Origin of the sequence: uncultured Pseudokineococcus sp. (assembly GCF_947499845.1) — a bacterium.
GTDB lineage: Bacteria > Actinomycetota > Actinomycetes > Actinomycetales > Quadrisphaeraceae > Pseudokineococcus.
In genome coordinates, this window is record NZ_CANMPM010000022.1 from 1 (window position 1) to 20,741 (window position 20,741).

Here is a 20,741-nt window from a genome sequence, read left to right on the forward strand (position 1 = left end):
GGAAGCTAAGCCCGTTCGCGCCGATGGTACTGCGTGGGGGACTGCGTGGGAGAGTAGGTCGCCGCCGGACTTCACTTAGGAAGGGCCACCCCCCTGTGTGGGGGGTGGCCCTTTCGCATGCCCGGACCCGGTCGACTCCGTGGGGCCGCGCGAGCCCCACGGGACGCCGTGGGTCCGCAGCGACGGGCTCTGGTCCCGGGCCCCTCGAGGGCGACGAGTCGGTCGCAGCCGAGCGCGGGGCGAGATGGGCACCCGTCGGCTCGTGGAGCGACATCGCCGTCGCGCATGATGGGGTCGGTCGCCGAGCGCGCGCCGGTGCAGCCCCAGGAGGTCGTGCGCCGTCGCCCGGCGAGAGCAGAACAGCTGGTGGACCGAGTGCGCGTCCCGGACCGAGGAGGACCCATGGCCGAGTGGACCGGAGACGACCGTGCGGTGCGGGGAGAGCCACGCGAGGGCGACGGCGCCGGCCGTCACGGCGGCGACCGCGACCGTGCCCCGCGGGGTCGCGGTCCCCGTACCGGTGACGACCGCGGCCGCGGACGGGACGAGCGGACGAGCCGAGGGGAGCGGGACCGGACCGGGGGACCGCGGTCCCGCACGGGAGGCGCGGGCGACCGTGGCCTGGGCGACCGCGGGGCGGGGGCGCGCGGAGACGCCCCGCGCGGCCGCACGAGCCCCGGAGGTGCGCACCGTGGTCGCGAGGCCCGAGCCCCCCGACCGGTGGAGCCGCCGCTGCCCGAGGACGTCACGGGCAAGGAGCTCGACGCCGACGTGCGCCGCGACCTCAGCGGGCTGTCCGGCGAGAACGCCACCGCGGTCGCGCGGCACCTCGTGCAGGTGGCTCGCCTCCTCGACGACGACCCCGCCCTGGCGCTCGAGCACGCTCGCGCCGCCCAGCGCCGCGCGGGCCGGGTGGGCGCCGTCCGCGAGGCGACCGGGCTCGCGGCCTACCGGGCCGGGGAGTACGAGGAGGCGCTGCGCGAGCTGCGCACCGCCCGCCGGATCACCGGTTCCCAGGAGCACCTGCCGGTCATGGCCGACTGCGAGCGCGGGCTCGGACGACCGGAGCGCGCCCTGGACGCCGCCGCGGGCCCGGCGGCGGACGCGCTGGACCGCGCGGGCCGCATCGAGCTGGCCATCGTCGTCGCCGGCGCGCGCCGCGACCTCGGGCAGGCGGACGCCGCCGTCCTGGAACTGCGGCTGCCCGAGCTGACGGCCTCGGTGCCTCCCGGGCTGCGCGAGTCGCAGGCCCGCCTGCAGGAGGCCTACGACGACGCCCTCGCCGCGGCGGGCCGACCCGTCCCGCGTCGCGGGCGCGGCGGTGCCGCCGGCCCCCAGGTCGCCGAGGGCGGTGTCGCTGACGAGGACGACGACGTCCTGCTGTGGGAGGAGGAGGCGTGAGCGGACCCGGCCCGGGGGCCGCCTCCGGCTCGCCCGAGCGGGGGGACGGCCTCGGCACCTACGAGTGGCTGCAGCGGGGGCTCGGGCTCCTCGAGGGCGGGCACGCCGCCGCGGCCGCCACGGTGCTCGAGCGGGTCGCCGAGGACGAGCCGCGCTCGGCGAGCGTCCTCGAGGCCCTGGCGCGCGCGCAGTTCATCGCCGGTCGGCCGGGGGCCGCCGTCCGCACCTTCGAGCGCCTGGCCGAGGTGGCCCCGGACTCGGACTACGCCCGCTTCGGCTACGGCCTGTCCCTGCGACGCCTGGGGCGCCTGCCGCAGGCCGCCGAGCAGCTCGCGCTGGCCGTCGCCATGCGCCCGCAGCGCGCCGAGTACGTGGAGGCGCTCAGCAGCGTCCGCGCCCTCCTGCGGCCGCGTCCCGGTGCGAGCGGTGCGGGGGAGCCGACGGGCGAGGGCCCCGACAGCGCCGCTCCCGGCCTCCTCGACGTCGGCGGGACCTCGGCCACGCCCGACGACGGTGGCACGGACGGCGATGGTGGCACGGGCACGGACGGCGACGGCCGTGGCTGACGCCCTCGTCGCCTCGGCCGAGGTGCTCCTGCTCGACCTCGACGGCACCGTCTACGCCGGGGACCGACCGGTCCGGGGCGCCGCCGAGGCCGTCGCCGCCTGCCGCGAGCGCGGGGTGGCCGTGCGCTTCGTCACGAACAACGCCTCCCTGCCCCCTGAGGACGTGGCCGCTCACCTCGGCCGCACGGGCGTGCGCGCCTCCGCCGACGAGGTCCGCACGTCCTCGCAGGCGGGCGCGAGCCTCGTCGTCGACCGCTGCGGCGCCGGGGCGAAGGTGCTCGTCGTCGGCGGGCCGGGCGTCGCCCTCGCGTGCCGCGCCGCCGGTCTGGTGCCCGTGACGTCCGCGGACGACGAGCCGGTGGCGGTCCTCCAGGGCTTCGGCCCCGACGTCGGCTGGGCCGCGCTCACCGAGGCCGCGTACGCCGTCCGCGCGGGCGCCCTGTGGGTGGCGACCAACGTCGACACCGTCCTCGCGCGCGAGCGCGGCCCCGCCCTCGGCAACGGCAGCCTCGTCGCGGCGGTCCGGACGGCCACGGGCGCCGAGCCCCTCGTCGCCGGGAAGCCGGAGCGGCCGCTCCTCGACGCGGCGGCCGACGGGCGGCGGGCCCTCGTCGTCGGCGACCGGCTCGACACCGACGTCGCCGGAGCGCGGGCGGCGGGCCTGAGCAGCCTCTGGGTGGCCACGGGCGTGGACGCCACCGCGGCCGTGCTCGACGCCCCGCCCCACGAGCGCCCCGACCACCTCGGCGCCGACCTCGGCGCCCTGCTCGCGCCGGCGGCGACCGTCGTCCGGGAGGGCGAGGGCTCGCAGCGCAGCTGGCGCTGCGGCGACGCGCGGGTCCGGCGGGGTCCGGACGGCCTCGTGGCGGACGACGGCGGCGAGCCGCTCGACGTGCTCAGGGCCGCCTGCGCCGCGCGCTGGGAGCTCGAGGACGTCGCCGTGACCGACGACCTGCGACGCCGGGTGTCGCCGCTGGACGCCCGGTAGCGTGCCCGGGTGACCTCCGGCGACGCCCCGGCCTCCCGACCGGGCCCCGCGCCCGGCCCGAGGCCCGCTCCGGGGCCCCGCCCGGACGGCGCCGACCCGGTCCCGGACCCGGAGGTCGCGCAGGTGCTGGCCGACCTCGCGGCGACGCCGGACGAGGCGGGGCCGCTGGAGCAGGCCGCCGCCCTCGAGCGGGCGCAGGAGCGCCTCGCCCGACGGCTCTCCGGTACGGCGCGGTGAGCGCGCCCCGCCGCGCGCGCCTGGACGCCGAGCTGGTCCGCCGGGGCCTCGCCCGCTCGCGGCAGGAGGCCGGTGAGCTCGTGGGAGCCGGGTCGGTGCTCGTGCGGGGCCAGCGCGCCACGAAGCCGGCCACGCAGGTCGAGCGCGCCGACCCGATCGTCGTGGACGAGGTCGGCGAGGGGGAGGGGCCGTCGGGCTCCGGCCGCCGCTGGGCGAGCCGCGGGGCGCACAAGCTCCTCGGCGCGCTCGGGGCCTTCCCCGACGTCGACGTCACCGGGCGCCTCGCGATGGACGCCGGGGCGTCGACGGGGGGCTTCACCGACGTCCTGCTCGACCGGGGGGCGGAGCGCGTCCTCGCCGTCGACGTCGGCTACGGCCAGCTCGCCTGGCCGGTGCGCAGCGACGACCGCGTCGTCGTCCTCGACCGCACCAACGTCCGACTCCTCGCGCCCGACGCCGTCCTCGAGCAGCTCGGCGCCCTGCCGGCCCTCGTGGTCGCCGACCTGTCCTTCATCTCCCTGCGGCTCGTGCTGCCCGCCCTGGCGGCCTGCAGCGCCCCCGGCGCCGACCTGCTGCTCATGGTCAAGCCGCAGTTCGAGGTGGGGCGCGAGCGGCTGGGAGCCGGCGGCGTGGTGCGCGACCCGCGCGCCCGGGCGGACGCCGTCGTGGACGTGGCCGCCGCCGCCGTCGACGCCGGCCTCCTCGTCGTCGGCTGCGCCGCGAGCCCGCTGCCCGGCCCGAGCGGCAACGTCGAGTACTTCCTGCGCCTGCGCGCCGGGGGGCCGGGCCCCGCCGGGGTTGACCCGGCCGACCTCGAGGACGTCGTGCTGGCGGCCGTGCGCAGCGGCCCGGGCGGCAGCGCCACCGAGGACGACGCGAGCGACGAGAGGGGCGCGCAGTGACCCAGGACAGCCCGGAGACCCCGGGGACCCGGGTCGCGGACGGCGCGGACCCGCAGGCCCCCTCGGGCGAGCGGACCGTCCTCGTCCTGACCCACACCGGGCGGGCGACCGCCGTCGCCGCGGCCCGCGAGCTCGTGGACCTGCTGCGGGAGCGCGGGCTGCGGCCGGTCATGCTCGCCGAGGAGGTCGGGGACATCCCGGGCGTCGGGGACGTGCCCGTGCTCGACCCGGACGAGCTCGAGGACTCGGTCGTGAGCGGGGCCGAGATGGTCGTCGTGCTCGGCGGCGACGGCACGATCCTGCGGGCGGCCGAGCTCGTGCGGCACCGCCCGGTGCCCCTGCTCGGCGTGAACCTCGGCCACGTCGGCTTCCTCGCCGAGAGCGAGCGGGACGACCTGGCGCGCACGGTCGACCGCATCGCCGCCCGCGACTACGTCGTCGAGGAGCGGCTCACGCTCGACGTGCGCGTGCTGCGCGACGGCGAGGTCGTGACGACGTCGTGGGCGGTCAACGAGGCCAGCGTCGAGAAGGCCGAGCGCGAGCGGATGCTCGAGGTCGTCACCGAGGTCGACGGCCGGCCCGTGTCGGTCATCGGCTGCGACGGCGTCGTCATGGCGACGCCGACCGGCTCGACCGCGTACGCCTTCTCGGCCGGAGGACCGGTGGTGTGGCCGGAGGTCCAGGCGCTGCTCATGGTGCCCATCTCCGCGCACGCCCTGTTCGCCAAGCCGCTCGTGGCCTCGCCGGGCTCGGTCCTCGCGGTCGAGGTGCTCTCGCGGACGGCCGGCGGGGGCGTCCTGTGGTGCGACGGGCGACGCACGGCGCAGCTGCCGCCCGGCTCGCGCATCGAGGTGACCCGGGGCGTGCACCCGCTGCTGCTGGCCCGCATCTCCGACGGGCCCTTCACCGACCGCCTCGTCGCGAAGTTCCGGCTGCCCGTCGAGGGGTGGCGCGGACCGGTGGACCCCCTCGACGAGGCAGCCGACGAGGGCGCCGACGGCGCGGCGGACGACCGGGGCGGGCCGTCCGGGGGACGCTGAGGCGTGCTCGAGGAGATCCGGATCCGCGACCTCGGGGCCATCGACGCCTCGGCGCTCGAGATCGGCCCCGGCCTCACCGTCCTCACGGGGGAGACGGGCGCCGGCAAGACGATGGTCGTCACGAGCCTCGGCCTGCTGCTGGGGGCCCGGGCCGACCCCACGGCCGTCCGCTCGGGCGCGCGGAGCGCCCTCGTCGAGGGGCGCTTCACGCTGCCCGCCACGGGACCCGCCGCCGAGCGCGCCCGGGGGTCCGGCGCCGAGCTGGAGGACGTCGGGGCCGGGCGCAGCGAGCTGCTCGTGGCCCGCAGCGTCGCCGCCGGGGGCCGCAGCCGCGCCCACGTCGGCGGTCGCGCCGTCCCCAACGGCCTGCTCGGCGAGCTCGCCGACGACCTCGTCGCCGTCCACGGCCAGAGCGAGCAGGTGCTGCTGCGCTCGCCCGCGCGCCAGCGCGAGGTCGTCGACGCGTCGGCGGGCGAGGCGGTCGCGCAGCCGATGGCGCGCTACCGCACCGCCTTCGAGCGGCACCGCGCCGTGCGCGCCGAGCTCGACGAGATCCGCACGCGGGGCCGCGAGCGCGCCCAGGAGGCCGACCTCCTGCGGCACGGGCTCGAGCGCGTCGAGCGCGTCGACCCGCAGCCGGGGGAGGACGTGGCCCTGGCGCAGGAGGCCGAGCGCCTCACCCACGCCGAGGACCTCCGACTCGCCGCGGCCACGGCTCGCGCCGCTCTCACGGGTGACGACGACGCCGGCGGGGGCGAGGCCCCGGGGGACGCGGTCGGCGCCGTCGAGGTCGCCCGTCGGGCGCTGGAGGCGGTGCGGGCCCACGACCCGGCGCTCGCGGCGCTGGCCGACCGCCTCGCCGAGGTGTCCGTCCTCGTCGTCGAGGCCGGCGCCGACGCCGCCGCGCACCTCGCCGAGCTGGAGGCCGACCCCGCGCGGCTCGCCGTCGTGCAGGAGCGGCGCGCCGAGCTCGCGGCGCTGGTGCGCGCCTACGGCGAGGACGCGTCCGCCGTCCTCGCCTGGGCCCGGGAGGCCTCGCAGCGCCTCCTCGAGCTCGAGGGCGACGACGACCGGGTGGGCGCCCTCGCGGAGGAGGAGCGCGCCCTCGCCGAGGAGCTGGAGGCCCTCGCCGGCCGGCTGCACGACGCCCGGGCGGCGGCGGGCGAGCGGCTGGCCGCGGCGGCGAGCGCGGAGCTCGAGGCCCTCGCGATGGCCGGGGCCCGGCTCGAGGTGAGGGTGGAGCGCACCGAGCGGCTGTCGGCCACGGGGGGCGACGACGTCGCGCTGCTGCTCGCGGCCCACGCCGGCGCCGAGCCCCGGCCGCTCGCCCGGGGCGCCTCCGGCGGCGAGCTGTCGCGCGTGATGCTCGCGCTCGAGGTGGTGCTGGCCGAGGCCGACCCGGTGGAGACCTTCGTCTTCGACGAGGTCGACTCGGGCGTGGGCGGTCGCGCCGCGGTCGAGATCGGCCGCCGCCTGGCCGCGCTCGCGGAGCGCTCCCAGGTCCTCGTCGTCACCCACCTGCCGCAGGTGGCGGCCTTCGCCGACCACCACCTCCTCGTGGAGAAGGGCGGCGACGGCAGCGTCGTCGCGAGCGGCGTGCGCGCGCTCGAGGGCGAGGACCGGGTGGCGGAGCTGGCGCGGATGCTCGCCGGGCGCGGCGGCTCCTCGAGCGCGCGCGCCCACGCGGCCGAGCTCCTCGAGGGCGCCCGCCACCGGTGACGCCCGACGGCGCGGCGCGCGCGGGTCGTGGTGCCGGGGACGGGGCGTCGACGTGGGACCATCGGCCACGATGAGACGCGTCCTGCGCCGGCGGCCCGCCGCGCCCACCACCGCCGACGGCGTCGTGCGCGTCGACCGCCGCACGAAGGACCTCACCAAGAGGCTCCAGCCCGGGGACGTCGCGCTCATCGACCACGAGGACGTCGACCGCGTCGCCGCCGAGGCCCTCGTCGCCGCGCAGCCGGCCGCCGTCGTCAACGCCGCGGCGAGCACCTCCGGCCGCTACCCCAACCTCGGGCCGCAGATCCTCCTCGACGCGGGCGTCGTCCTCCTCGACCGGGTGGGCCCGGACGTCATGGGAGCCCTGCACGAGGGGCAGGCGGTGCGCGTCGACGGCGACCGGCTCCTCCTCCTCGAGGACGGCCGGGAGCGCGTCGTCGCCACCGGCGTCCGGCAGACGCCGGAGACCGTCGCGGCGGCCATGGAGGAGGCGCGCGAGGGCCTCGGGTCCCAGCTCGAGCTCTTCGCCGCCAACACGCTGGAGTACATGCTCCGCGAGAAGGACCTCCTCTTCGACGGGGTCGGCGTGCCCGACGTGCGCACGTCCTTCGCCGGGCGCCAGGCCCTCGTCGTCGTCCGCGGCTACCACTACCGGGAGGACCTGGCCACGCTGCGGCCCTACATCCGCGAGTACCGGCCGGTGCTCATCGGCGTCGACGGCGGAGCGGACGCGGTGCTGGAGGCGGGCCACGCCCTCGACATGGTCGTCGGCGACATGGACTCCGTCTCGGACGCGGCGCTGACGAGCGGTGCCGAGGTCGTCGTGCACGCCTACCGCGACGGCCGCGCCCCCGGGCTCGACCGCGTGCGCGCCCTGGGCGTCGACCCCGTCGTCTTCCCCGCCACGGGCACGAGCGAGGACGTCGCCATGCTCCTGGCCGACGACCGCGGCGCCGAGCTCATCGTCGCCGTCGGCACCCACGCGACCCTCGTGGAGTTCCTCGACAAGGGGCGCGCCGGCATGGCCAGCACCTTCCTCACGCGCCTGCGCGTGGGCGGCAAGCTCGTCGACGCGAAGGGCGTCTCGCGGCTGTACCGCCAGCGGATCTCCACGGCGCAGGTGGCCGCCCTCCTGCTCGCGGGCCTGCTCGCGCTCGTCGTCGCGCTGCTGTCGACGTCGGCGGGCCAGACGCTCGTGTCGCTCCTCGGGGCCCAGCTCGACGGCCTGCTCGCGCCGCTGCTCTCGTGGACCGGCTGAGCCGCCGGCAGGCCGCGGGCCGGACCGCCCCGCCCCGGCGGCCCGCCGCACCGACCCGCACCCCGCGCGCCGCACGGCGGGCACGACCGCTCCTGGGAGACCTCCGGTGATCGACTTCCGCTACCACCTCGTCTCGCTCGTCGGGGTCTTCCTCGCCCTGGCGATCGGCGTGGTGCTCGGCGCCGGGCCGCTGCGCGACTCCATCGGGGACACCCTCTCCAGCCAGGTCGACCTGCTGCGGGAGGACCGCGCGCAGCTCCAGGGGCAGGTCGACGACCTGTCCGGCCAGCTGGCCGCCCGCGACGCCGCCCTGGCCGCGGTCGCGCCCGCCGTCGCGGAGGGGGTCCTCGGCGGCACGACGACCGTCGTCGTCGCCCTGCCCGGCGCCGACGGCGAGCTCGTGGAGGACCTGTCGGACGCGATCACCGACGCGGGCGGCGACGTCACCGGCGTCGTCGACCTCCAGGGCGCCTGGAGCGACCCCGAGGCGTCGGACGCCCGCGACGAGGTGGCCGCGGCCCTCCCGGAGCGCGCTCTCGGGGAGGTGACGACCGAGGACGCCGGGACGTCGGCGCTGCTGTCGGCCGCGCTGGCCGGTGCGGTCGTCGCCCCCGACCCGGTCCTCGCGGGGACGGCGTCGGTCGCCGGTCGCGAGGTCCTCGACGCCCTCGCGGCCGCCGACCTCGTGCATCTGGAGGGCGACCCCGTGCTGCGCGCCGCGACGGCGCTGGTCGTGGCCCCGGCCTCCGCGCCGGAGCCGGCAGACGGCGACGCGGCGCCCGGCGCGAGCGCGGAGCTGGCCCTGCTGCAGGCGCTCGAGGCCACGGGCGCCGGGGTCGTCCTGGCGGGCCCGGCGGAGGCGGCGGCCGAGGGCGGCGCCGTCGCCCTCCTGCGGGGGGACGACCTCGCGGGTCTCGTCACGGGCGTCGACGGCGCGGGCTCCGCCGCCGGGGAGCTCGCCGTGGTGCTCGGCCTGCGCGAGCAGCTCGACGGCGGCGCCGGGCAGTACGGGGCGGGCGACGGCGCGGGCGCGGCGCTGCCGCCGCTGGCCGCGGCGCGCGCCACGGCCGCCGAGCAGCCCGGCGGTGAGGGGTGAGCGCCCGGGCCCTGCCGGCCGCCACCGCCGCGGCGACGGCGGGGCTCGCCTGGGCCGGGGCGCGGCGCCTGGCCGCCCGACCGGCGGGGGAGCGCTGGGCGCGCACCAACCACCGCGGCCGGCCGCTGACCCTCCTCGAGGGTCCCGCGCTCGCCGTCGGCGCCCTGGCCGCCGTCGCCGTCGCCCCCCTGCCCGCCCGGGCGCGGGCCGGGGCGGCCCTCGCCACCGCGGTCGCGGGCGCGCTCGGCGCGGTCGACGACCTCGCCGGCTCCGCCGACGCCCGCGGCCTGCGCGGCCACCTCGGCGCGCTGGCGCGCGGCCGCCTCACCACCGGCGGGCTCAAGGTCGTCGGCATCGGCCTCGGCGGGCTCGTCGGCGCGGCCGTCCTCGACGGCCGCGGCCCGGACCACGACGCGCCCTCGGCCCTCGACCGGCTCGTCGCGGGCGCCGTCGTCGCGGGCAGCGCCAACCTCGTCAACCTCCTCGACCTGCGCCCGGGGCGGGCCCTCAAGGCCGTCCTGCTGCTCGGGCACCTCGTCGGCGGCGCCGGCGTCCCGGGCTCGCGGCCGGGCGCGCCGCTGGCGTCGGCGGGAGCCGGCGCGGCCGCGGCGCTGCTGCTGCCCGACCTGCGCGAGCGCGGCATGCTCGGCGACTGCGGCGCCAACGCGGCGGGCGCCCTCTTGGGCTGCGCGGTGCTCACGCGGACGCGCTCGCGCGCCGCCCGCGCCGCCGTCCTCACCGCCCTGCTCGCGCTGACGGGGGCCTCGGAGCGGGTGAGCTTCACGCGCGTCATCGAGTCCACGCCCGGACTGCGCCAGCTCGACCGCCTCGGCCGCGCCGCTCCGCCCGCGGGCCGGCCCACCGCCCCGCACGCCGGCTCGCCCACTGCCGCGCCCACCGCCCCGCCCACCGCCCGGGCGGCGCCGGCCACCACGCCCGGGCCGTGAGGCCGCTCGGCCGCGGCCTGCTGGGCGCGGCCGCCCTCATCGCCGTCCTCACCGCTCTCGCCCGCGTCGCGGGCTTCCTGCGCGGGCTCGTCTTCACCGCCGGCGTCGGCAACGCGACCGTGGTCGGCGAGGCCTACAACGCCGCGAACACGGTGCCCAACGTCCTCTTCGAGGTCGTGGCGGGCGGCGCGCTGGCGGGCGCCGTCGTCCCGCTCCTCGCCGGGCCCCTGGCGGCGGGGGACCGGCGGGGCGCCGAGCGGGTCGTGGGCGCGCTGCTGGGGTGGACCCTCGTCCTGCTCGTGCCCGCCGCCGTGGCGGTGGCGGCCCTCGCCGGGCCCCTGTCGCACCTCCTGCGGCCCGGCGCCGCGCTCGCCGACCAGCGGGCCCTCGTCGCCGCGATGCTCGTCGTCTTCGCCCCCCAGGTCGTCCTCTACGGCCTCGGCGTCGTCCTCACCGGGGCGCTCCAGGCGCAGCGGCGCTTCACCTGGCCCGCGCTCGCCCCGCTCTTGTCGAGCCTCACGGTCATCGGCGCCTACGCCCTCTACGCGCGTCTGTCGGGGCCCGGGTCGGGCGACGGCGCCGCGGCCGGTCCGGCGCTCGCCGTCCTCGCGGGGGGGACGACGCTCGGCGTCGCCGTCCTCACGCTGCCGCTGCTCGGCCCCGTCCTCGCCGGCGGGCTGCGCCCCCGGCCGACGCTCCGGTTCCCGCCCGGCGTGCTGCGCCGCGCCCGGGGGCTCGCCGCGGCGGGGCTGCTGGCGCTGCTCGCCCAGCAGGCCGCCGTCCTGACGGCCCTGCTGCTGGGGGGGCGGCTCGGCGACCCGGTGCCCGGCTCCTTCAGCGTCTTCGTCCAGGTCGTGCAGCCCGTGTCGCTGCTGCCCTACGCCGTGCTCGCCGTCCCCCTCGCGACGAGCGCCTTCCCGCGGCTCGCGGAGATGGCGGCGCGGGGGGACGCGGTCGGCTTCGCCCGGACGGCGGCCGCGAGCACCCGCGCCGTCGTGCTCGTGGCGCTCCTGGGCAGCGCCCTCCTCGTGGCGGTCGCCCCCGCCGTCCAGGCCCTCTACGCGGCGCTCGACGCGGGCGGGGCGGGGGCCGGGGGCGGCCGCACGACCGCCTACGCCGCCGTGGCGGACGCCGTCACGGCCGTCGCCCCGGCGCTGCTGGGGCTCGCCCTCGTGGCCCACGTGGGGCGGGCGCTCTACGCCCTCGAGCGCGGCCGGGCGGCGGCCACGGCCACCGTCACCGGCTGGCTCGCCGTCGTCGTGGCCGAGGTGGCGCTGGCCGCGGTGCTCCCCGGGGAGGACCGCGTGGTGGCGCTGGCGGCCGGCACGAGCGCCGGCATGGTGGTGGCCGCGGCGCTGCTCCTGCGGGCCCTGGGCGCCGCGGCGGGGCCCCGCGCCCTGGCCGGCGTGGGGCGCACCCTCGCCGCGTCGCTCGGCGCCGGGGCCGCGGGCGCCGTCGTCGGCCGGCTGGTCGTCGACGCCCTCCTCGGCGCGCTGGACGGGAGTGACGCCGGCACGGAGCTCGCGGCCGTGGGCGCGGGCGCCGCGGGCGCGGCCGCCGCCGTCCTCGTCACCGCCGCCGGCGCGGCCCTGCTGGACCGCCGGACGGCGGCCGCGGCCCTGGCCCGCCTGCGCGGCCGGCGCGGGGTGCGCCAGGGTGGGGCGGTGCCCGGCTCGACCCCGGGCGCGACCCCGGGCGACGGGACGGGCCGCGACGGGGGACCCGGGGGCGCGCCGGGCAGCACGCCGCCGCGCGCCGCGCGGGACGACGAGGGGCCGACGGACGGCCGCGGGAGGGAGCGGACGTGAGGGTTGTGCTCGTCGCCGGCCGCGCCACGGGCGGGATCGCCGGCCACGTCGCCGCGCTCGCCTCGGGGCTCGCGGACGCCGGCGTCGACGTCGCGGTCGCGACGGGCGACGCGACGGCCGACCGGTGGGAGGAGCTCGGTGCCGGCGCGGGCCCGGGAGACGTGCACGCGCCCGTCCCGCCGGGCGTCCCGGTGCTGCGGCTGTGGCCGAGCCCCCGCCGGCCGCTCGCGGCCCTGCGCCGTGCCCGGGCGCTGCGGCGCCTGCTCGGCGGCGCCGACGTCGTGCACGCCCACGGCCACCAGGCCGGGCTGCTCGCGCTGCTCGCCGCGCGGGGGCTCCGCGGGCCCCGCCGGGCGCGCGGCCGCGTGCGGGCGGCCGGTCCGGCCGTCGTCGTCACCTGGCACAACGCCGTCCTCGCCGCGCCCGGCGGCGCGGCGCAGCGCGCCCTCGAGGTCGCCGAGCGCCTGCAGGCCCGCCGGGCCGACCTGCTCACCGGGGCCTCCGGGGACCTCGTCGCCCGCGCTCGCGCGCTCGGCGCCGGGCGGGTCGAGGTGACGCCCGTCGGGGTCCCCGACCGGGCGGCCGACGGCGGGCGCGGGCGCGGCGGGCCGGTGCCGGCCCCGCCGCCCGCCGGCCTGGAGGACCTGCCGCCGGACGCCCTGGTGGTCCTCACCGTGAGCCGCCTGGCCCCCCAGAAGGACCTGCCGACGCTCGTGCGCGCGGCGGCCCGCCTCGGCACCGGGCGCGGGGCGCGGGGGCGGGGCGCCCCCGTCACGTGGTGCGTCGTCGGCGACGGCGACCCGGCGGTCGAGGCGCGCGTGCGCCGCCTCGTCGCGGAGCTCGACGCCCCGGTGCGCCTGCTCGGGGCCCGCCCCGACGTCCCGGAGCTGCTCGCGCGCGCCGACGTCTTCGCGCTCTCGAGCACGTGGGAGGCCAGGTCGCTGGCCGTGCAGGAGGCCATGGCCGCCGGGCTGCCCGTCGTCGCCACCCGCACCGGCGGCCTGCCGGACCTGCTCGAGGGCGTCGGCGCCCTCGTGCCGGTCGGCGACGACCGCGCGCTCGCCGACGCCGTCGCGGCCCTGCTCGCCGACCCCCTGGCGCGCGAGCGCGCGGGCCGCGCGGCCCGCGAGGCCTTCACCGCCCTGCCGGGACCGCAGGACGTGCTCCGCGGCTGGATCGACCGCTACGCCCGCCTGGCCGCCGACCGCTGACCCCGCCGACGGCTGGGCCCGCCGACGACCGGGCCCGCCGACGGCTGGGCCCGCCGACCGCCGAGCCCATCCGTCGCTGCTACCGTCGAGGTCCGTGGTGGAACGCGGTCTCTCCCGGTCAGGCGGCGCGCTCAGCGGCAGCGGCACGCGGCACATCTTCGTCACCGGGGGGGTGGCGTCGTCCCTCGGCAAGGGGCTGACGGCCTCGAGCCTCGGTCACCTCCTGCGGGCCCGCGGGCTGCGGGTGTCCATGCAGAAGCTGGACCCGTACCTCAACGTCGACCCCGGGACGATGAACCCGTTCCAGCACGGCGAGGTCTTCGTCACCGACGACGGCGCCGAGACCGACCTCGACATCGGCCACTACGAGCGGTTCCTCGACGTGGCGCTCGACGCGGCGGCCAACATCACGACGGGGCAGGTGTACTCCGAGGTCATCGCCAAGGAGCGGCGCGGGGAGTACCTCGGCGACACCGTCCAGGTGATCCCGCACATCACCGACGAGATCAAGGCGCGCATGCGCGCCAAGGCGGTGCCCGGCCCGGACGGCGAGCCGGCGCCGGACGTCATCATCACCGAGGTCGGCGGCACCGTGGGCGACATCGAGTCGCTGCCCTTCCTCGAGGCCGCCCGCCAGGTGCGCCGCGACGTCGGCCGCGACGACGTCTTCTTCGTGCACGTCTCCCTCGTGCCCTACATCGGCCCGAGCGGGGAGCTGAAGACCAAGCCCACCCAGCACTCGGTGGCGGCCCTGCGCAACATCGGCATCCAGCCCGACGCGCTCGTGTGCCGCTCCGACCGGCCGATCCCCGAGGGCGTCAAGCGGAAGATCGCCGCGAGCTGCGACGTCGACGAGGCGGCGGTGGCCAACGCCGTCGACGCGCCGTCCATCTACGACATCCCCAAGGTGCTGCACGCCGAGGGCCTCGACGCCTACATCGTCCAGCGCCTCGGGCTGCCCTTCCGCGACGTCGACTGGAGCGAGTGGGACCAGCTCCTGCAGCGCGTCCACGCCCCCCGGCACACCGTGCGCGTGGCCCTCGTCGGCAAGTACGTCGACCTGCCCGACGCCTACCTGTCGGTCACCGAGGCGCTGCGCGCCGGCGGCTTCGCGGCCGACGCGCGCGTCGTCCTGCAGTGGGTCGCCTCGGACGAGTGCGCGAGCCCCGAGGGCGCCCGCCGCGCGCTGGCGGGCGTCGACGCCGTCTGCGTCCCCGGCGGTTTCGGCGTCCGGGGCATCGAGGGCAAGCTCGGCGCGCTGACGTGGGCGCGGACCAACAAGGTGCCGACCCTCGGCCTGTGCCTGGGGCTGCAGTGCATGGTCATCGAGCACGCCCGCTCTGTAGCCGGCCTCGAGGGCGCCTCGAGCTCGGAGTTCGACCCCTCGACGCCGTACCCGGTCGTCGCGACGATGGAGGAGCAGAAGGCCTTCGTCGAGGGGGCGGGCGACCTCGGCGGCACCATGCGGCTCGGGCTCTACCCGGCCGCGCTCACGCCCGGCTCGGTCGTGGCCGAGGCCTACGGCGCGGAGCTGGTCCACGAGCGCCACCGCCACCGCTACGAGGTGAGCAACGACCACCGCGAGCAGCTCGAGGCCGCCGGCCTCGTCGTCTCCGGCCAGTCGCCGGACCGCGCGCTCGTCGAGTTCGTCGAGCTGCCCCGCGAGGTGCACCCCTTCTACGTGGGCACGCAGGCGCACCCGGAGTTCCGCTCCCGCCCCACGCGCGCCCACCCCCTCTTCGCCGCGCTCGTCGAGGCGGCCGTCGCGCGCCAGCGCGAGGAGCGGCTCGTCGAGGTCGACGAGGTGCTCGCGTGAGCGGCGCCGAGGGGGGCGAGCTCGCCGACGTCCTGGCCCCGCGGCCCGTCGTCGGCCGCGAGACCGTGTTCTCCGGCGCGGTCTGGGACGTCGCGAGCGAGCGCGTCGACCTCGGCGGCGACGAGCCCGTGCAGCGGGACAAGGTCGTGCACCCCGGCGCCGTGGGGATCCTCGCCCTCGACGACGCCGACCGGGTGCTGCTCGTGCGGCAGTACCGCCACGCCGTGCGCCACGAGCTGTGGGAGGTGCCGGCCGGCCTGCTCGACGAGGCCGGGGAGGCCCCGCAGGACGCCGCGGCCCGCGAGCTGGCCGAGGAGGCCGACCTCGTCGCGGGGCGCTACGACGTCCTCGCCGAGTGGTACAGCTCCCCGGGCGGGTCGGACGAGGCGCTGCGCGTGTACCTGGCCCGCGACCTGCGGCCCGTCCCCGAGGGCGAGCGCTTCGCGCGCGAGCACGAGGAGGCCGACATGGTCACGCGCTGGGTGGCGCTGGACGAGGCGCGCGACGCGGTGCTCGCCGGCCGCCTGCACAACCCGACGCTCGTCGTGGCGGTGCTGGCCGCCGTCGCGGCGCGCGAGCAGGGCTGGGCCACCCTGCGCCCGGCCGACGCGCCCTGGCCGGCCTTCGAGGACCGCCGGGACTGACGCGCCCGCCGACGGTCGGCGACCGCGGTCCCGGTCGCCGTCCCCGGGCCGTCGCTCCCGGGCCTCAGCCCTTGGCCTGCGACCACCGCTCGACGACGGCGACGTCCGCCGTGAAGCGCACGGGCGGCCGTGCGACCGCACGGCACCAGCGCGCGGAGGCCGCCTCGAGGTCCCGGGCGAGCCCGGCGGCGACGTCCTGGGCCGCGTCCTCGCGCACGTGCAGCAGCAGCTCGTCGTGCAGGCAGAGCACGACCTCGCCGTCGCCGGAGGCGAGCAGCCGGGCCCGCACCGTGGCGGCCCACGCCTTGAAGAGCTCGGCCGCCGAGCCCTGGACGACGGCGTTGCGGGCGTAGCGGCCGCGCGCCGCCCGCGCGGCGCGCTCGCGGTCCACGGCCGCCGCTCCCGCCTCGACGGGCACCTCCTCGACGGCGGGCACGCGGACCCGGCGCCCTCCGGCCGTCCGCACGTCCTCACCGGCGGCGCCGCGGCGCGCGGCGTCGACGAGGAAGCCCGTCGCCACGGGGTAGGCCCGCTCCATGGCGGCGAGCGTGGCCCCGGCGGCGCCGCTCGTCTGCCCGTACATGGCCGCGAGCACCGCCACCTTGGCGACCTCGCGGGCCACGCCGAGGCGCGCGGCGACGGGGGAGTAGAGGTCGTCGGCGTCGGCCGCCCGGGCGAGGGCCCGGTCACCCGAGACGACGGCGAGGACCCGCGGCTCCACCTGGCCGAGGTCGGCGCGCACGAGGAGCCGCCCCGGCTCGGCCCGCACCGCGACGCGCAGCTCGCGCGGCAGGTTGTGCAGCCCGGCCGACGCCGTCATGCGCCCGGCGCCGCCGTCGCTGGCCGACCAGGCCGCGCGCAGGCGCCCGTCCCTCACCGCCTCGTCGAGCCAGCGGTAGCCGTGGGCGACGGCGAAGCGCTCGGCCCGCCGCCACGCCACGAGCGCGCCGAGGGCGGGGTGGGCGCCGTCCTCGGCGGCCAGCCCCTCCAGGCGCCAGGAGCGGGTGTCCGGCAGGTCGAGTCCGACGTCGTGCAGGGCCCGGCGCACCTGGGCGGGGCTGCGCAGGTCGACGGGCGACCCCGGTGCGCCGGCGCCCCCGTCGTGGCGGACCAGCGCGCCGTCGGGGACGCCGAGCGCCGCCAGCACGGGGGCGTCGCGCGCCGCTCGCTGCCGGGCCGCCTCCGCCTCGTCGCGCGGGCGCGGCCCGACCACGCCCTCGACGACGCGAGCCGCCTCCGCGGCGTCCAGGGGCAGACCGCCGTGCGCGAGCTCGACGGCGAGGACGGCCGCCGCCGACTCCGACCAGGCCGTCTGGACGGGGTCGCCGGACGCCCCGGCCGTGCCGCTGGGGCCGCCCGTGCTCCGGGGGCCGCCGGCCGGGGCCGGGGCCGGGGCGACCGCGCGCAGGCGCCGCTCCTGCAGGCGGGCGGTCTCCAGGGCGACCGCCGCCCAGCGGGCGGCCCGGGCGGGGGAGTCCGCCCACGCCCCGTCCACCCAGTCGGGGCTCAGGTGCCCGTCGGGGCGCACCGGCCCGTCACCGTCCCCGGCGGCGGCGGGTCCGGCGGCGGCGACCTCCCCGCCGTCGGGCGTCCCCCCGAGGTCCAGCTGCCCCGGCACGGGGGCCCGGGCCGGGTCCAGGCCCGCCGCCGCCGCCCGCACCGCCGCCGGGCCGTCGTCGTGCCCGCCCTCGAGGAGGCGGTGGACCGCGGCCAGGTCCCAGGCGCGGGCCGGGCGGGGCGGGCTCCCCGCCGCCTGGAGCGCCCCGAGGACCTCCGCGGCCGACCACCACACCCACCGCGGCGACCGCTCGCGCTCCAACCGGTCGAGGGCGGCGGCCGCGGCGTCGACGCCGGACGCCGCCACGGCCCACGACCGCTCACCGTCCGCCAGGCCCAGCCCGCCGGGCGCCCGGACGACGGCCAGCAGCGCCCCCGGGCTCACGGCGCGGACCTCTCCCCGGAGCCCTCGCGGCCCGCGTCGCGCCCGCCCCGGTCGTCCTCGGGCTCCTCGTCCGCGCCGTGCGTCGCGACCGCGGTCGCACCGCCGGCGGCGGCGTGCAGCCGCTCGACCGCCTCGACGACGTCCGCCTCCGCCGCGGGCTTGTCGGGCCGATGGGCGAGCACCCGCGCGAAGCGCAGGGCGAGGCCGGCGGGGTAGCGGGGGGAGCGCTGGACGCCGTCCAGGGCGATCTCGACGACGAGCTCGGGGCGCACGCGCACGACCCAGCCGTCCTCCTCGACCGCGAGGGAGCGCAGCTGCTCCGTCTGCCACGCGAGCATGGCGTCGGTGAGCCCCTTGAAGGTCTTGCCGAGCATGACGAAGCCGCCCGGCGGCCCGAAGCGGCCCTCCGGGTCGCGGGCGCCCAGCCAGAGGTTGGAGAGCGTGCCGCGGCGGCGGCCCGAGCCGTGCTCGGCGGCCAGCACGACGAGGTCGAGGGTCAGGCGCGGCTTGACCTTCACCCAGGCGGCACCGCGCCGGCCGGCGGCGTAGGGCGCGTCCGCCGCCTTGACGACGACGCCCTCGTGGCCGCGTGCGAGCGCGTCGCGGGACGCCTCCTCGGCCGCGCCCGGCTCCGCGGGGGAGGCCTCGACGCCGGGCACGGCGAGGGAGGGGGCCAGGCGCAGGAGCTCGGCGCGCCGCCGGCGGAGCGGCTCGTCGAGGAGGTCCTCGCCGTCGCGGTGCAGCAGGTCGAAGAGGACGAGCCGGAGGTCGGGCTCCTCGGCCCCGTCGCCCTCCGCCCCCCGCGCCGGCCCCGGCCCGGCCGCGCCGGCGGACCCCGCCGCTCCGGCCGCGGGGCGCCGCCGGGTCGCCACCCGTGAGGCGGTCTCCTGGAAGGGCAGGGGCCTGCGGTCGCGCCAGTCCGCCGCGCCGCCGGGGAGGAGGCCGAGGACCTCGCCGTCGAGGACGAGCACCCGGGCGGGCAGCGCGCGCACGGCGTCGGCCACGCCCGCCAGCCGGTCGGTGACCTCCTCGCCCGTGCGCGTCCAGAGTCGGACCTCGTCGCCCTCGCGGTGGACCTGCACGCGGACGCCGTCCAGCTTCCACTCGACGACCGCCGGTCCCGTGCGCGCCAGGGCGTCGGCCACGGAGGGGGCCGAGGCGGCCAGCATGGGCGCGAGGGGACGGCCGACCCGGAGGCCGACGGCCGCGAGCGCCCCCTGCGCCTCGGCGGGCCCGGAGGCCCCCAGCGCCCGACCGGCCACCTCGACGACGTCGCCGGAGAGCGTGAGGGCGCGGCGGACGTCGGCGGCCGGGACCCCCGCGGCGGCCGCCACGGCCTCGACGAGGACCCCGCGCTGGGCGCCCTGGCGCAGCTCGCCGGACACGAGCCCGCCGACCAGCCGCTGCTCGGGCCCGGTCGCGGCGGCCAGGACCGCCGCGAGCAGCTCGCGCCGCCGGCCGGCCGACCCCGGACCCGCCTCCGCCGCGGCGGCCTCCATGGCCGCGTCGAGGTCGAGGACGTCGAGCGACGCCTCGGCCGCCGGCGGCGGGCGGTCGGCCAGCGACCGCCACCCGAGGCCCGTGCGCCGCTGCCGCAGCTCGCCCTCGAGGTAGCGGACGACGACGTCGCGCTCGTCCTCCGCCGCCTCGCGCAGCACCGCGGCGACGAGGTCGCGCTTGCGGGTGCGCGACGACGTGGCGGCGACCTCGTCGAGGCGGGCGGCGAGCACGGCGAGCAGCACGCCCCCATCATGGGCGGGCGCACCGACAGCCGGCCCGGCCGGCTCCGCCCCCGCCGCACCTGCGCGGGGGAGGCCCGTCGGCCGCCGCCCGACGACCCGACGGAGGACACCGTGCCCGACGCTCCCCGCAGCCACCCCGACGACGCGGGCGTGGTGCAGCGCCTCGTCGACCTGGGCGTCCGGGGGGCCGGGCCCCTCGACAGCGCGGCCGAGGTCGCCGCAGCGGCCGTGCGCGCCTCCGGGAGCGCCGAGCAGGCGATCGACCGGCTGGTGGCCCAGCACGTGCGCCTCGCCGGGGCCGAGGGCTTCGCGACCGGGCTCGGCGGCCTCGTCACGCTGCCCGTCGCCCTCCCCGCGAACGTCGTCGCCTTCTACGCGCTGGGCACGCGCCTCGCGGCCGCCGTCGCCCACGTCCGCGGCTACGACCTCGAGGACGGCCGCGTGCGCGCCGCCGTCCTGGACAGCCTGATCGGCGCGGGCAACGCCCTGCCGGGGGCGGCCGGCGGGGGGCTGCTCTCGCGGACGCTGCTGCGCGGCCTGCCCACGCCGATGCGGATGGCGGTCAACAAGGGCGTCGGCTTCCGGCTCCTCGGGCAGACGGGCGCGCGCGCCGCCGGGCGCCTCGGCCGCTTCGTGCCCGTGGCCGGCGGCGTCGTCGGCGCCGCCGCCGACGCCTGGCTCATGCGCGGCATCGGCCGCCGCGCCCGCGAGGACTTCCCGGCCGATGGCACCGCGGGACTCGCCCGCCGCGCCTGAGGGGGACCTCGGCGGGCGAGCCCGGTGCCCGCACGACGGGCGGAGCACCGGTGCGGGCTGGCGCCTCACGGGGCGCCCGACCCGCCAGGCGGGCGTCGGGACGTCGGGGCCTCGGGGCGTCGGGGGCAGGTCTCCGCGGGGCCGGCCCGCGACGGCGCTCGTAGGCTGGGGACGTCGGTCCACCGCCCAGCCCCCGGAGGTCCCCCGTGGCCGCTCGTCGTTCCCGCGCCGGCGCGTGGCGCGCCCTCGCCGCCGCCCTCGCCCGCTCCCGCCGCCCGGGCGACCCGGGCCTGCTCGACCAGCTGTCCGCGCTCCCGCGCCTCGTCGTCGCGACCGCGCGCGGCCGCTACACCGGCACCTCGACGCAGCGGCTCGCCCTCATGGCGCTGGCCGCGGCGTACGTCGTCTCGCCCGTGGACCTCGTGCCCGAGGCCGTCTTCCTGCTCGCCGGCCTCGCCGACGACGCCCTCGTCCTCGCCTGGCTCGCGGGCGCCGTCCTCGACGAGACGAGCGCCTTCCTGCGCTGGGAGCGCACCGACGGCGCCGCACGCGGCGCCAGCGGCGGCCGCGACGGCCGCGACGGCCGCGGCTCCTCGCGCGGGGAGACGGTCGAGGGGCACGTCGTCGTCTGAGCCGCGCAGGGCTCGCGCCGACCGGCCGCCGGAGAC

The 20,741-nt window shown here is 79.9% G+C and carries 18 protein-coding genes and 1 rRNA gene; 17 read left to right on the top strand and 2 right to left on the bottom strand.

Annotation, left to right across the window (positions count from 1 at the left end; all coding sequences use genetic code 11):
* The 15 genes from rrf to Q0789_RS14970 all read left to right on the top strand — a co-directional run.
* Window positions 1–70, top strand: a 5S ribosomal RNA gene (gene rrf, locus Q0789_RS14900); the annotation flags it as partial.
* A gap of 650 nt (window positions 71–720) precedes the next feature.
* A complete protein-coding gene (locus tag Q0789_RS14905) occupies window positions 721–1,401 on the top strand; it encodes a hypothetical protein (RefSeq protein WP_298806581.1) in 681 nt (226 codons plus the stop codon).
* On the top strand, window positions 1,398–1,967 hold the full coding sequence (locus Q0789_RS14910; protein WP_298806583.1) for a tetratricopeptide repeat protein: 570 nt from the start codon (window positions 1,398–1,400) through the stop codon (window positions 1,965–1,967). The genes Q0789_RS14905 and Q0789_RS14910 overlap by 4 nt, the downstream gene beginning before the upstream one ends.
* Window positions 1,960–2,955, top strand: a complete 996-nt coding sequence (locus Q0789_RS14915; RefSeq protein ID WP_298806585.1) for an HAD-IIA family hydrolase — start codon at window positions 1,960–1,962, stop codon at window positions 2,953–2,955. The genes Q0789_RS14910 and Q0789_RS14915 overlap by 8 nt, the downstream gene beginning before the upstream one ends.
* Window positions 2,956–2,964: 9 nt before the next feature.
* A complete protein-coding gene (locus Q0789_RS14920) occupies window positions 2,965–3,192 on the top strand; it encodes a hypothetical protein (protein ID WP_298806587.1) in 228 nt (75 codons plus the stop codon).
* Window positions 3,189–4,094: a TlyA family RNA methyltransferase gene (locus Q0789_RS14925; protein ID WP_298806589.1), complete on the top strand. Its 906-nt coding sequence runs from the start codon at window positions 3,189–3,191 to the stop codon at window positions 4,092–4,094. Before Q0789_RS14920 ends, Q0789_RS14925 begins: the two co-directional genes overlap by 4 nt.
* Window positions 4,091–5,134 (top strand): NAD kinase, encoded by a 1,044-nt coding sequence (locus Q0789_RS14930; RefSeq protein WP_298806592.1) that lies wholly within the window; start codon window positions 4,091–4,093, stop codon window positions 5,132–5,134. Before Q0789_RS14925 ends, Q0789_RS14930 begins: the two co-directional genes overlap by 4 nt.
* A gap of 3 nt (window positions 5,135–5,137) precedes the next feature.
* Window positions 5,138–6,853, top strand: a complete 1,716-nt coding sequence (recN, locus tag Q0789_RS14935) for a DNA repair protein RecN (protein WP_298806593.1) — start codon at window positions 5,138–5,140, stop codon at window positions 6,851–6,853.
* A gap of 70 nt (window positions 6,854–6,923) precedes the next feature.
* Window positions 6,924–8,111 (top strand): putative cytokinetic ring protein SteA, encoded by a 1,188-nt coding sequence (gene steA, locus Q0789_RS14940; RefSeq protein WP_298806595.1) that lies wholly within the window; start codon window positions 6,924–6,926, stop codon window positions 8,109–8,111.
* Window positions 8,112–8,217: 106 nt separating this feature from the next.
* Window positions 8,218–9,207, top strand: coding sequence for a copper transporter (locus Q0789_RS14945; RefSeq protein ID WP_298806597.1), 990 nt, complete (start codon window positions 8,218–8,220; stop codon window positions 9,205–9,207).
* A complete protein-coding gene (locus tag Q0789_RS14950; protein WP_298806599.1) occupies window positions 9,204–10,154 on the top strand; it encodes a hypothetical protein in 951 nt (316 codons plus the stop codon). Before Q0789_RS14945 ends, Q0789_RS14950 begins: the two co-directional genes overlap by 4 nt.
* Window positions 10,151–11,962 carry a murein biosynthesis integral membrane protein MurJ gene (locus Q0789_RS14955; RefSeq protein WP_298806601.1) on the top strand — a complete coding sequence of 604 codons (1,812 nt, stop codon included), beginning with the start codon at window positions 10,151–10,153 and terminating at the stop codon, window positions 11,960–11,962. The genes Q0789_RS14950 and Q0789_RS14955 overlap by 4 nt, the downstream gene beginning before the upstream one ends.
* Window positions 11,959–13,173, top strand: a complete 1,215-nt coding sequence (locus Q0789_RS14960; protein ID WP_298806603.1) for a glycosyltransferase family 4 protein — start codon at window positions 11,959–11,961, stop codon at window positions 13,171–13,173. Before Q0789_RS14955 ends, Q0789_RS14960 begins: the two co-directional genes overlap by 4 nt.
* A 94-nt stretch (window positions 13,174–13,267) precedes the next feature.
* A complete protein-coding gene (locus Q0789_RS14965; RefSeq protein ID WP_298806606.1) occupies window positions 13,268–14,989 on the top strand; it encodes a CTP synthase in 1,722 nt (573 codons plus the stop codon).
* Complete coding sequence (locus tag Q0789_RS14970; protein ID WP_298806608.1) at window positions 14,986–15,633, top strand: NUDIX hydrolase; 648 nt, start codon at window positions 14,986–14,988, stop codon at window positions 15,631–15,633. Before Q0789_RS14965 ends, Q0789_RS14970 begins: the two co-directional genes overlap by 4 nt.
* Window positions 15,634–15,697: 64 nt before the next feature.
* Here Q0789_RS14970 and Q0789_RS14975 read toward each other — a convergent pair whose 3' ends face one another.
* Both Q0789_RS14975 and Q0789_RS14980 read right to left on the bottom strand, forming a co-directional pair.
* A complete protein-coding gene (locus Q0789_RS14975; protein WP_298806610.1) occupies window positions 15,698–17,575 on the bottom strand; it encodes a DNA polymerase in 1,878 nt (625 codons plus the stop codon).
* The gene (locus Q0789_RS14980) at window positions 17,572–19,317 is read right to left on the bottom strand and encodes an ATP-dependent DNA ligase (protein ID WP_298806612.1); all 1,746 of its coding nucleotides are present in this window, start codon (window positions 19,315–19,317) and stop codon (window positions 17,572–17,574) included. The genes Q0789_RS14975 and Q0789_RS14980 overlap by 4 nt, the downstream gene beginning before the upstream one ends.
* A 111-nt stretch (window positions 19,318–19,428) precedes the next feature.
* On the opposite strand from Q0789_RS14980, the gene Q0789_RS14985 reads away from it, so the two are divergent.
* Complete coding sequence (locus Q0789_RS14985) at window positions 19,429–20,073, top strand: hypothetical protein (RefSeq protein ID WP_298806614.1); 645 nt, start codon at window positions 19,429–19,431, stop codon at window positions 20,071–20,073.
* A 206-nt stretch (window positions 20,074–20,279) separates the two neighbouring features.
* Window positions 20,280–20,705 carry a YkvA family protein gene (locus Q0789_RS14990; protein WP_298806616.1) on the top strand — a complete coding sequence of 142 codons (426 nt, stop codon included), beginning with the start codon at window positions 20,280–20,282 and terminating at the stop codon, window positions 20,703–20,705.
* Window positions 20,706–20,741 lie beyond the last annotated feature (36 nt).